The sequence below is a fragment of the Nonomuraea sp. NPDC005730 genome (assembly GCF_040630865.1).
Taxonomy (GTDB): Bacteria; Actinomycetota; Actinomycetes; order Streptosporangiales; family Streptosporangiaceae; genus Nonomuraea.
Map to the genome: position 1 here is coordinate 313,948 of NZ_JBEXYK010000003.1, position 11,267 is coordinate 325,214.

At 73.1% G+C, this 11,267-nt stretch carries 10 protein-coding genes; 4 read left to right on the forward strand and 6 right to left on the reverse strand.

Translation table 11 applies throughout. The annotated features are described in order from the left end of the window. Positions 1-86: 86 nt before the first annotated feature. Entirely contained in the window at positions 87-1,457 is a 1,371-nt protein-coding gene (locus ABZ444_RS06465) for an amidase (RefSeq protein ID WP_357993507.1), read from the forward strand. On the opposite strand, the gene ABZ444_RS06470 is transcribed toward ABZ444_RS06465, so the two are convergent. Further along, positions 1,454-1,966: a hypothetical protein gene (locus ABZ444_RS06470; RefSeq protein ID WP_357968099.1), complete on the reverse strand. Its 513-nt coding sequence runs from the start codon at positions 1,964-1,966 to the stop codon at positions 1,454-1,456. The genes ABZ444_RS06465 and ABZ444_RS06470 overlap by 4 nt on opposite strands. A 63-nt stretch (positions 1,967-2,029) precedes the next feature. Here ABZ444_RS06470 and murA point away from each other — a divergent pair, with 63 nt between their 5' ends. Together murA and ABZ444_RS06480 are read left to right on the forward strand one after the other, a co-directional pair. Further along, positions 2,030-3,340, forward strand: coding sequence for a UDP-N-acetylglucosamine 1-carboxyvinyltransferase (gene murA, locus ABZ444_RS06475; RefSeq protein ID WP_357993510.1), 1,311 nt, complete (start codon positions 2,030-2,032; stop codon positions 3,338-3,340). A 25-nt stretch (positions 3,341-3,365) separates the two neighbouring features. Continuing rightward, positions 3,366-5,615 carry a transglycosylase domain-containing protein gene (locus ABZ444_RS06480; RefSeq protein WP_357993513.1) on the forward strand — a complete coding sequence of 750 codons (2,250 nt, stop codon included), beginning with the start codon at positions 3,366-3,368 and terminating at the stop codon, positions 5,613-5,615. A 16-nt stretch (positions 5,616-5,631) separates the two neighbouring features. Here the strand turns inward: ABZ444_RS06480 and ybaK are convergent, their stop codons facing one another. Beyond that, positions 5,632-6,087 (reverse strand): Cys-tRNA(Pro) deacylase, encoded by a 456-nt coding sequence (gene ybaK / locus ABZ444_RS06485; protein WP_357993957.1) that lies wholly within the window; start codon positions 6,085-6,087, stop codon positions 5,632-5,634. A 62-nt stretch (positions 6,088-6,149) separates the two neighbouring features. Then, positions 6,150-6,887, reverse strand: a complete 738-nt coding sequence (locus ABZ444_RS06490; RefSeq protein WP_357993515.1) for a helix-turn-helix transcriptional regulator — start codon at positions 6,885-6,887, stop codon at positions 6,150-6,152. Between the two features lie 55 nt (positions 6,888-6,942). Between ABZ444_RS06490 and ABZ444_RS06495 the strand changes: the two genes are divergently transcribed. Continuing rightward, on the forward strand, positions 6,943-8,064 hold the full coding sequence (locus ABZ444_RS06495) for an MFS transporter (protein ID WP_357993518.1): 1,122 nt from the start codon (positions 6,943-6,945) through the stop codon (positions 8,062-8,064). Here the strand turns inward: ABZ444_RS06495 and ABZ444_RS06500 are convergent. The 3 genes from ABZ444_RS06500 to ABZ444_RS06510 all read right to left on the reverse strand — a co-directional run bounded on the left by ABZ444_RS06500 (position 8,061) and on the right by ABZ444_RS06510 (position 11,045). Next, positions 8,061-9,695: a trypsin-like peptidase domain-containing protein gene (locus tag ABZ444_RS06500; RefSeq protein WP_357993521.1), complete on the reverse strand. Its 1,635-nt coding sequence runs from the start codon at positions 9,693-9,695 to the stop codon at positions 8,061-8,063. The two genes, ABZ444_RS06495 and ABZ444_RS06500, sit on opposite strands and share 4 nt — an antisense overlap. A 105-nt stretch (positions 9,696-9,800) precedes the next feature. Next, positions 9,801-10,802, reverse strand: a complete 1,002-nt coding sequence (gene ligD, locus ABZ444_RS06505; RefSeq protein WP_357993524.1) for a non-homologous end-joining DNA ligase — start codon at positions 10,800-10,802, stop codon at positions 9,801-9,803. Between the two features lie 48 nt (positions 10,803-10,850). Then, on the reverse strand, positions 10,851-11,045 hold the full coding sequence (locus ABZ444_RS06510; RefSeq protein WP_357993527.1) for a hypothetical protein: 195 nt from the start codon (positions 11,043-11,045) through the stop codon (positions 10,851-10,853). Positions 11,046-11,267: the final 222 nt, after the last annotated feature.

Below are 11,267 nucleotides of genomic sequence, written 5' to 3' on the forward strand. Positions count from 1 at the left end.
TCTTGTGGGCGGGTGCCAAGGCGGGCGGGGGAGGTGGGCAAAGGTCGCCGTCGTGTCCCGGCGCGCGGGTGGGGCAGGATCGCAGGGTGAGCGAACTGCACTACCTGACCGCGACCGAGATGGCCCGCCTGATCAGGGCCGGGCAGGTGAGCGCCGTGGAGCTGCTCCAGGCCCACCTCGACCGCATCGAGCAGGTCAACCCCCAGGTCAACGCCATCGTGACACTGGTGGCCGAGCGGGCGCTGGAGGCGGCCAGGGCGGCCGACGCGGCCGAGCCCGAGGGGCCGCTGCACGGCGTCCCGGTCGCGCACAAGGACCTGGTGGACACCGCGGGCATCCGCACCACGTACGGTTCGCCGCTGTTCGCGCGGAACGTCCCCGAGAAGGACGACCTGATCGTGCGCCGCCTGCGCGCCGCCGGGGCGATCACGATCGGCAAGACCAACACGCCCGAGTTCGGCACCGGCTCGCACACCGTCAACGAGGTCTTCGGCGCCACCAGGAACCCCTACGACCTCACCAGATCGGCCGGCGGCAGCAGCGGCGGGGCCGCGGCTGCCCTGGCCACCGGCATGGTCCCGCTGGCCGACGGCTCCGACATGGGCGGCTCGCTGCGCAACCCCGCCTCGTTCTGCAACGTCGTGGGCCTGCGCCCCACGCCGGGGCGCGTCCCCGACCCCTCCGACACGGCCGCCTGGTACACGCTGGCCGTGCCGGGGCCGATGGCGCGCACGGTCGACGACCTCACGCTGATGCTCGGGGCCGTCGCCGGCTTCGACGCCCGCTCGCCGTTCGCGATCAAGGAGAGGTTCGCGCCCGAGCCCGAGCAGGGGGTGCGCGGGATGCGGGTGGCGTGGAGCCCCGACCTGGGCGGCCTGCCGGTCGACCCGCGCACGGCCGCGGTGACCGCGACGGCGCCGGCCGTGTTCGAGGAGCTGGGGGCGCACGTGGAGCAGGTCGAGCTCGACCTGTCCGACGCCGAGGACGCCTTCCGGATCTACCGCGCCTGGTACTACGCGCTGTCCTTCGGCGACCTGACCGGCCTCGGCCCCAACACGAGCTGGAACGTCGAGCGGGGCCGCTCGGTCACCGGCGCCGACCTGGCCCGCGCCGAACGGCTGCGCAGCGGCCTCTACCAGCGCATGGCCGGCTTCTTCGACACCTACGACGTGCTGATCGCGCCGGTCAGCCAGGTGCCGCCGTTCCCGGTGGAGCAGCCGCACGTGAGCGAGATCAACGGCGAGCCGCTGCCCGACTACCTGGCCTGGATGCGTTCGGCGTACTGGATCAGCGTGCTGCACGCGCCGGCGGCCTCGGTGCCGGCCGGGTTCACGCCCGAGGGGCTGCCGGTCGGGGTGCAGATCGTCGGGCGGCCGTTCGCCGACGCCAGGGTGCTGCGCGTGGCCCGCGCGTTGGAGCAGGCCACCGGCCACGGCCTGCGCAGGCCGCCGGTCTAGGGCTCGATCCCGTACGGGTGCCGCAGCGGCGACTCGCGGTAGCCGTGCATGCCTTCCAGCAGCCCGAACAGGCCGACCGCGAGCAGCGGCCAGGCCACCAGCACCCCCTCGGCGGTCAGCTTCAGCGCCCCGGGGACGATCCGCACCCCGGGCTCGGCCGCGGCCTCCACCACCACCGCGCCGACCGTGAACGTGGACCCGGCCCACAACGTGAGGAAGCTGCCCGCCACCCCGCCCGCGCACAACCCGAGCAGCACCGCCAGCATCCAGCGCCGTCCGGCGAACCACGCCAGACCGCCGCAGAGCAGCCCCAGTGCGCCCGTGATCACCGCGAACCAGCCGTCGGCCGCGATCAGCGCCTGCGTGGTGAGGTCGGCCAGCACCAGGCCGTGATCGGTCACCTGGTACGGAGCCCGCGGCGAGATCGCGGACCAGCTCAGCCCGGCGGCGACCCCGAGAGTGGCGAGTATGAGGACAGTTACCGCAAAAGCGCGTACTTCCCTCGTCACGCCATTCCCCCTCACAACTGCATCCGAACCTGCTCGATGGTATCTCCCGGTTAGGCTCGCTTCGTGATTGCAGAAGAGGTCTGGCTGATCGAGCCCTCCGGCCCCCTCCGCGGGGACGTCGTCGTACGGGGCTCCAAGAACGGTGTGTCCAAGCACATGGTCGCCGCCATGCTGGGCAACGGCGAGAGCAGCATCCACAACGCCCCCGACGTGGGCGAGGTGGGCATCACCGCGGCGATGCTGGAGGCGCTCGGCATCCACGTCGAGATCGCCGGTTCCGAGATCCGCATCGAGCGCGGGGCGGAGATCAGGCCGCGGGTGCCCGACGCGTTCACCGGGCTCAACCGCATCCCCATCCTCATGCTCGGGCCGTTGCTGCACCTGGCGGGGGAGGCGTTCGTGCCGCTGGTCGGCGGCGACCCGATCGGGCGGCGGCCGGTGAACTTCCACGTGGAGGCGTTGCGCTCGATGGGCGCCGAGGTGGAGGTGGGGGACACCGGCATCTCCGCCAAGGCCAAACGGCTCAACGGGGCCCGGCTCGAACTGCCGTACCCCAGCGTGGGGGCGACGGAGACGATCCTCATGTCGGCGGTGCTGGCCGAGGGCAAGACCGTGCTGAAGAACGCCGCCATGGAGCCCGAGGTGGTGGAGCTGGCGCTGTTCCTGCAGCGCATGGGCGCCCGGATCGAGCTGTCGCCCGACCGCCGGATCGTCATCGAGGGCGTCGACCACCTGCGCGGCGCCTCCACCTGGCTGACCGGCGACCGCATCGAGGCGTTCTCCTACCTGGCGGCCGGGCTGGTCACCGGGGGAGAGGTGCGCGTGCACGGCTGCCCCCAGGACCGCCTGGTCACCGCGATCACCACGCTGGCCAGGATGGGCGCCCGGTTCGACATCAACGACGAGTACCTGTGCGCCACCGCCCCGCCCGAGGGGCTGCGCTCGGCGGCCGTGCAGACCGACACCCACCCCGGCTTCATGACCGACTGGCAGACGCCGCTCATGGTGCTGTTCACGCAGAGCCAGGGCATGTCGGTGCTGCACGAGACGGTCTTCGAGAACCGCCTGGTCTACGTGCCCGCGCTGCAGCGGATGGGCTGCGAGATCGAGGTGTTCGACCAGTGCCTGGGCGGGCCGGCCTGCCGTTACCACGACACCAACGCCCGGCACTCGGCCGTGGTGCGCGGGGTCTCCAAGCTCAAGGGCGCCGACGTGACGCTGCCCGACATCAGGGCCGGGTTCTCGGCCGTGCTGGCCGCGGCGGTGGCCGACGGGACGTCCACGCTGCGCGGCGTGCACCACATCGAGCGGGGCTACCACCGGCCGTACGAGCAGTTCGCCTCGCTTGGTCTGAACATCCGAAGAGAACGGTAAAGACCGAGGAAGTGGGCGTTTGCCGATGATCTGCTGGTTGCAGATCATCTGCGTGACCGTACTCAGATCCATCGGTGGCCTCGCCATGGCGGGGGCGCTCGGCGGGGTGCTGGCGGCGGCACTGGCCGTTCCCGTGGTGAGCGGCGGCGGCCTGGCCGCCAAGAACGTCGCCGACACCTTCGTCGACCTGCCGCCCGCGCCCCGCGAGGAGCCCCTGGCGCAGGTGACCAGGCTGCTGGACAAGGACGGCAGGCAGTTCGCCCAGTTCTACGAGGCCAACAGGACGGCCGTGCCGCTCGGGGCCGTGGCGCCGCTGATGCGCAAGGCCATCGTGGCCATCGAGGACGCCCGCTTCTACGAGCACGGCGGCCTCGACGTCCGGGGCACGTTGCGGGCGCTGCTCACCAACACGCAGGCGGGCGGCATCCGGCAGGGCGGCTCGTCGCTGACGCAGCAGCTCGTCAAGAACATCCTCGTCGAGAGCGCTCGTAGCGCCGCAGAACGGGACAAGGCGCGCGCCCCCAACCTGGCCCGCAAGATCACCGAACTGCGGTACGCGATGGCCCTGGAACACAAGTACCGCAAGGACGAGATCCTTGAGCGTTACCTCAACATCGCCTACTTCGGCGCGGGCGCGCACGGCGTGGAGGCGGCGGCCCGGCGTTTCTTCTCCACCACCGCCTCCAGGCTGACGCTGACCCAGGCGGCCACGCTGGCGGGGGCGGTGCGGATGCCGTACTCGACCGATCCCTCGCTCGGCCGCTCGCACCAGGTGCGGCTGAGGGAGCGGCGCGACCTCGTGCTGGACCGGATGGCCGGGCTCAAGCTGATCACGCAGGCCCAGGCGAGCGCCGCCAAGAGCACGCCGCTGGCCCTGCGGCTGCGGCCCGAGCCGGGCGGCTGCGGGCAGAGCGCGTACCCCTACTACTGCCTGTACGTCCAGAACGAGATGTTGTCGAACCCTGCGTTCGGCAACACCCCGGCCGAGCGGCGGGCCAGGATGGCCAGGGGCGGCCTGGTGATCAGGACCGGCCTCGACCCGGTCGCGCAGCGCGCGGCCGAGCACGCGATCCGGCGGCACGTCTCGCCGGAGGACAGCGAGGTCGCCGCGGAGGCCATGATCGAGCCCGGCACCGGCCGGATCAGGGCGATGACGGCCAGCAAGGAGTTCGGCCGCAACCGCGGCAACAAGAAGAACGGCCCGAGGACCACCTTCAACCTGGCCGCCGACGTGGCGCACGGCGGCGGCCAGGGCTTCCAGGCGGGCTCGACGTTCAAGGTCTTCACCCTGGCCACGGCGTTGCAGCAGGGCTGGCGGTTCGGCGACGGCTTCCAGACGCCGGGGGAGCTGGTGCCCGCGCAGGGCTACCGCAACTGCGCCGGCCGGCCGGTCAACGACCCCGAAACGCGCATACTCAACGCCAGCGGCGAGGGCTCGGGCGGCCCGCACAGCATCGAGACCGGCACCTGGAAGTCGGTGAACATCTTCTACATGATGCTGGAGCGCAAGGTCGGGCTCTGCAACGTGGTCAAGACGGCCAGGGCGCTCGGGGCGGTGCGGGCCGACGGCAGGCCGCTGCGCGAGGTGCCGACGTTCACGCTGGGCGTCAACGAGATGGACCCGGTGACGGTCGCGGGGGCCTTCGCCACCTTCGCGGCGCGCGGCGTGCACTGCCGGCCGCTGGCGATCGTGGAGATCACCGACCGGAGCGGCCGGCGCGCGCACGTGCCGCCGTCCTGCGAGCAGGTCATGGAACGGCCGGTCGCCGACGCCGTCAACCACGTCCTGTCCGGGGTGTTCGACAAGGGCACCATGCAGGGGCAGAGCGTCGGCCGCCCGGCCGCCGGCAAGACCGGCACCAACAACGGCTACACCTCGGCCTGGTTCGCCGGGTACACGCCGGACCTGGCGGCGGCGGTGAGCCTCGGCGACATCCGGGGCTCCTACCGCTACCCGCTGCAGGGCGTGCAGATCGGCGACCAGTACTACGGCGCCGTGCAGGGGGCGTCGCTGCCCGGCCCGATCTGGGTCGAGTCGATGCAACAGGCCCTGGGCAACACCGAGCCGAGGGGTTTCCCCGGGCCGGACATGGGCCGGTTCGGCGGCGGGTTCACGCCCGGCCTGAAGGAGGCCGAGGCGCAGGAGGACAAGAAGAAGAACAAGCGGCAGGGCGAGCGCGCGTTCTTCCGGCATCACCGGCGGCTGTTCGAGTGGCTGCTCGGACAGGGCCCGCCCGACCCGTCGTTCCGCCGCCCGCGCCACCGCTCCCGGTAGCCTTCCGGCGGGACGCTCAGCCGGCCTTGCCGATGGGCGCGGTGGCCGCGCGGGTGAGGGTGATCAGGTTGTCGGGGGCGGTCTCGATCTGGAGCCCGCGCCGGCCGGCCGAGAAGTAGATCGTCTCGTGGTCGAGCGCCGAGGAGTCGACCACGGTGGGAAGCTGCTTGCGCTGGCCGAGCGGGCTGATGCCGCCCACCACGTAGCCGGTCACCCGCTCGACCTTGGCCGCGTCGGCCATGGCGGCCCGCTTGCCGCCCAGCGCCGAGGCCAGGGCCTTGAGGTCGAGCTTGCCCGACACCGGCACGACCGCCACCGCGAGGCCGCTCTCGGTCTCGGCCACCAGCGTCTTGAAGATGCGGTCGTAGGGCACGCCGAGCGCGTCGGCCGCCTCCTCGCCGTAGGCCTGGGCGCCCGGGTCGTGGTCGTAGGGGTGGAGCGTGAAGTCGGCCTTGGCCTTGGTCAGCGCCATGGTGGCCGGAGTACCGCCGCCCTTGCCTTTCGTTTTGCTCACGTCTGACAAGTGTAGCGAATCTACATCGTAAAGGCGCGGCCCGGCGTGTACCCGAGCGCCCGCCGGAAGACGTCGATGAACGCGCTGGCCGAGGCCCAGCCGCAGCGATGGGCGACCACCGTCACCGGCAGGCCGTCGGCCAGCAGCAGCAGCGCCTGGTGCAGGCGGAGCTGGGTGCGCCACTGGGGGAAGCTCATGCCGAGCTCGCGGCGGCACAGCCGGGCGAGCGTGCGCTCGCTGGTGCCCGCCAGGGCGGCGAGGGTGGCGAGGGTGCGCCCGTCGGCGGGGTCGTCGTGCAGGGCGGCGCAGACGGCGGCCAGGCGCGGGTCGCGGGCGGCGGGCACGTGGAAGGGCTGCTCGGGGGCGCGTCTGAGCCGGTCGAGCAGGACGGCGAGCAGCCGTTCGCGCTCGTCGCCCACGGGGGCGTCGTCGTCGGTGTAGGCCATGACGAGCTCGCGCAGCAGCGGCCCGACGGCGAGCACGGCGGGCCGGTCGAGGCCGAGCGGGTTGCCGGTGAGCCCGACCAGGCGCAGGTCGGTGCTGCCGTGGGCGCGGTGTTCGTGCACGGTGCCGGCGGGCACCCAGATCGCGCGGTTGGCGGGGGCGACCCAGGTGCCGGCGTCGGTGGTGACGGAGAGCATTCCGGCGCAGGCGTAGGCGATCTGGTGGGTGTCGTGCCGGTGGGCGTCGATGCCCGTGCCGGGCGCCAGGGGGCGGCGGCCGGTGGGCGCCACGGGGGTGTGGCGGATATTCGGCATAGATTGGCATTTTATCGGAAGCAGGCCAAGCCGGGCCGGGGACATCATCGATGCCGTGAACAGGATCCGGTCGTTGGCTGCGGGGCACGCGTGCGTGGACTTCTACCAGGGCGCGGTGCCCGCGTTGGTGCCGTTCCTGGTGTCCGGGCGGGGCTACGGCTACGTGGCGGTGTCGGGGATCGTGCTGGCGGCCACGTTGTCGTCGTCGGTCGTGCAGCCGGTCTTCGGGCTGCTGACGGACCGGTGGCGGATGCCGTGGCTGATCCCGTCGGCCACGGTGGTGGCGGGGGCGGGGGTGGCGTGCGCCGGGGTGACGGGGTCGTACGCGGTGACGTGGCTGGCGGCGGCGGTGTCGGGGCTGGGGGTGGCCGCCTACCATCCGGAGTCGGCGCGGCTGGCCAGGATCGCCGGTGAGGGCGGCCATGTGCCGATGAGCTGGTTCTCCTTGGGCGGGACGCTGGGGTTCGCCGCGGCGCCGGTGCTGGTGACGCCGCTGTTGTCGGCGTGGGGGCTGGGGGCCTCGCCGCTGCTGGCGGTGCCTGCGGTGCTGGGGGCGGTGCTGACGCTCCCGGCGGTGCGGGCCCTGGCGGGCGGCCGGGGCGGGGCGCGTCCGGCGGTGCGGGCGGCGGGCCGTGACGACTGGCCGGGGTTCGCCCGGCTGACGTCGGTGATCGTCTTCCGGTCGGTGGTGTACGTCGGTCTGAGCGCGTTCGTGGCCCTGTACGTGGGCGGCGGCGCGGCGGGCGCGGTGGCGTTGTTCGTGCTGTTCGCGGGCGGGGCGGCGGGCACGGTGCTGGGCGGCCGGCTGGCGGCCCGGTGGGGGAGGGTGCCGGCGATGCGGGTGGCGTACGCGGCGGCGGTGCCCGCGGTGGCCGGGGTGGTGCTGGTGCCGGGCCCGCTGGTCTACGTCTTCGTCGCCGCGTCGTCGGTCGCCCTGTACGTCCCGTTCTCCCTGCATGTGACCCTGGGCCAGGATCTCCTGCCGAACCGGGTGGGCACGGCGAGCGGCGTCACGCTGGGGCTGGCGGTGAGCGTGGGCGGCCTGACCGGCCCGCTGGTGGGCGCGGTCGCCGAGGCCGCCTCGCTCAGGACGGCGCTGGCCTGCCTGATCGCCTTCCCGGTGCTGGCCTGGCTGCTGGCGCGGACGCTGCGGGAGCCGGCGCCGGCCGCTGCTTAGCCGGTGGCGGTGCGCAGGCGCAGGACGGCGGAGTTGTCGCGCTGGGCGGGGTCGAGGCGGGTGGAGGTGACGTGCATGGTGACCGGCAGGGCGGCGTCCGCGTCGCGGCCGACGGCGACCTTGGCGGAGATGCGTACCGGCCGGCCGGGGTGGATGACGTCGATCACGCATTCGGCCCGGTGGTCGCCGTGGCGGCAGGTGGCGCCGTTGACGGAGGTCAGGGTGGCACCGGCCGGGAGGGTGAGGGTGACGGGCACCTGGGCGGCGGCCATGAGCCCGCGCATGGTGACGGTCGCGGTGACGGTGGCGGTGCCGCCGCGGCGGACGGGCGCGGCGGGGCCGGCGGCGTCGAGGGAGAGGGAGTCGTAGACGCCCTGGGGGTCGGCCTGGCGGACGATCGCGCCGTAGCTCTCCTGGTTGAGCGCGTTGGCGACGGAGTTGCCGTCGGGCTCGCCGTCCTCCTTGCCGGCCGACAGCACGCCGACCAGGTCGTCGCTGCCGCGGACGACCCATGGCCCGCCGCTGTGGCCCTTGGCCAGGTGGCAGTTGTAGGTCTCCATCCGTCCGGCCGGGTCGCCGGTGCCGGCCAGCCGGGCGGCGAGCATGTCGCCGGTGGTGTTCTCGCCGCGGGCCTGCTGGGTGCGGCCGAGGCACCAGAGCTGGTCGCGGCCGTCGTAGGGGCGGCGGCCGAGCACGCCGGGGTAGCCGGAGGTGGCGATGGTGAAGCGGCCGCCCTCGTTGCGCAGGGGGGTGAGGGCGCCGACGGTGTCCTGCAGGGTGCGGTTCCTGCCGCCGACCTCGACGAGCGCGACGTCGTAGACGGAGTTCCAGTCGCCGCCGGTGCGTCCGGTGTAGGCGTCGGGCTTCCAGGCGCGCCGTCCGCCCCATCTGCCGTACGGCTCGCGCTGCGCGGCGGTGGCGGCGCGGCCGTCGTAGGCGGGGACGAAGGCGAAGTTGGTGTGCCAGGTGCCGGACGCGGAGCCGTCGGGGCTGCTGTAGACGCAGTGGGCGGCGGTGATGACCAGCAGCCTGCTGGCCGAGCGGACGACGGAGGCGCTGCAGGAGTCGTCGCGGCCGGTGGCGTTGACGAAGAACAGGCGGCCGGTGACGCGGCTGTTGCCGTCGGCGGTGTACGGCCGGTTCACGGGGGCGTAGCCGTTGGTGTCGCCGCCGGGGGTGAGCCGCTTGGCGCCGGGCACGCTGCGCCGCTCGGCCGCGCTGTGGTCGGCCGCGCTGTGGTCGGCCGCGCTGTGGTCGGCCGCGCTGTGCTCGGCCGCGCTGTGGTCGGCCGTGTCGTGGCCGCTCGTGTCGTGGCCGGTCGTGCTGAGGGGGAGGGCGACGGCCTTGGCCTTGGCCTGTTTGCCGGGCGTCCAGTAGCGGGCGGCGCGTCCCGGGCGCATGAGCGGCGACGACGCGGCGCCCGGACTGCGGTCCCGGCTCCGGGCCTTGGCAGGGCTCTGGGCGACGTTGTGACCAGGGCTCTGGGCGGGGCCCTGCGCGGGGGCCTTGAGGGGCGGCGGTTCCGCGGTGGCGGGCGGGGTGACGAGGGCGGTGGCGGGCACGGTGGTGAGGGCGGTGGTGAGCGAGACGCCGGCGAGCGCGGCCAGCGTGGTGACCAGAGTCTTCGACACGATGTCCCCTTGAGCGGTCCGAAGCGATTTCGATCACTGTAAGTCATGACTTCATCGCTCAACGTGGCCGAACAGGACGTGTCGCGCCATGTCCTCTGCGTGCGGTCAGCCCGCCGCGGCGTCCCCCGGGGCCAGGAACTCGGCGGTGCTGGCCTCGCCCGGTTCGCGGTCGGGGCGCAGGCCGCGCCAGGAGGGGTGGCGCAGCCGGCCGTCGCCGGTGACCTCGGCGTACTGGACCTCGCCGACGACGCGGGGTTCGACCCAGCGCGCGTGGCGGGCGTGCTCGCGCGGGACGGGCTCGTCGAAGGGCGGGCCGGGGCGCTCCAGGGGCGCGAGGAGGTCCTGGAGGTCGCGCAGCATCTGCTGGGTGAAGCCGGTGCCGACGTGCCCGACGTAGAGCAGGCGGCCGCGCGGGTCGTAGGCGCCGAGCAGCAGCGAGCCGATCATGCCGGACCGCCGTCCGCCGCCGGGGTGCCAGCCGCCGATGACGACCTCGGCGGCGCTGACGTTCTTGACCTTGGTCCATTCGCCGCTGCGCCGGCCGGGCCGGTAGGGGGAGCCGAGCCGCTTGCAGACGATCCCTTCGAGCCCGAGCTGGCGGGAGGAGTCGAAGGCGCGGTCGGCGTGGTCGGCGAACCACACGGGCACCTCCCAGCGGAAGCCGGGCCGCAGGGTGTCCTCCAGCAGCTCGCGGCGCTCGCGGTAGGGGCGGCCGATCACGCTGTCGTCGTCGAGGTGCAGGATGTCGAAGGCCATGAACGTCACCGGCACCGCCCGGGTGAGCTCGGCGACGGTGGCGGGGTTGCGCTGGTGCATGCGGGGCTGGAGGGCGGCGAAGCTGGGGCGTCCGGTCTCGTCGAAGGCGACGATCTCGCCGTCGACCACGGCCGCGTGCCGGCCGGTGGAGCCGGCCATGAGCTGGAGCTCGGGGTAGGCGGGGGTGATGTCCTTGTTGTTACGGGACATCAGGCGGACCGAGCCGCCTTCGACGTAGGCGAGGGCGCGTACGCCGTCCCATTTCATCTCCACGGCCCAGCCCTCGCCCTGGACGGAGGTCAGGGTGCCCAGCTGGGCCATCATCGGCGCGTAGGCCGGCAGCCCCACCATGGATCATGCCGTACCCCGGGGGGTTGATCGACAGTGGCGGGCCGGGGTCTACAAATGGTCAAGCGGGGTGTCTTCCACCAGTTCGCCGAGGTCCACGCCGTGTTCGTCCAGTTCGGAGACGGTCTTGCAGTAGCCGCGCAGGTACGTCCGGCCGTTGACGCGGTGGGAGACGCGCAGCAGTGGACGATCATTGAGGATGATCGCCTCCACCAGGATGCCGCCGGGGGCTCGCCACTGTCCCATGCCGCCCAGGGTAGGCGAGCGGACATAATGGACATGTAATGCGAAAGGCGCGACGAACCGCCTACGCCGCGCCGAGCGGGGCAAACAGCCGCAAGGTTATTTTTAACTCACCTAGAGTTTTCTTTGCCGCAGGGTGTTAGACGCCTGGCGGGCCGGGCAGAAGGGGGCCAGGCCATTCCCCCGGCCGTGACCGCGCCCCCGTGGCGGCCACGGCCTCTCGGC

Excerpts from the sequence above, each read along its gene's own strand:
- ABZ444_RS06480 (WP_357993513.1), top strand. The coding sequence starts at position 3,366 with ATGATCTGCTGGTTGCAGATCATCTGCGTGACCGTACTCAGATCCATC.
- ybaK (WP_357993957.1), bottom strand. The coding sequence starts at position 6,087 with ATGGCGCTGACCAAGGCCAAGGCCGACTTCACGCTCCACCCCTACGAC.
- ABZ444_RS06490 (WP_357993515.1), bottom strand. The coding sequence starts at position 6,887 with ATGCCGAATATCCGCCACACCCCCGTGGCGCCCACCGGCCGCCGCCCC.
- ligD (WP_357993524.1), bottom strand. The coding sequence starts at position 10,802 with ATGGTGGGGCTGCCGGCCTACGCGCCGATGATGGCCCAGCTGGGCACC.
- ABZ444_RS06510 (WP_357993527.1), bottom strand. The coding sequence starts at position 11,045 with ATGGGACAGTGGCGAGCCCCCGGCGGCATCCTGGTGGAGGCGATCATC.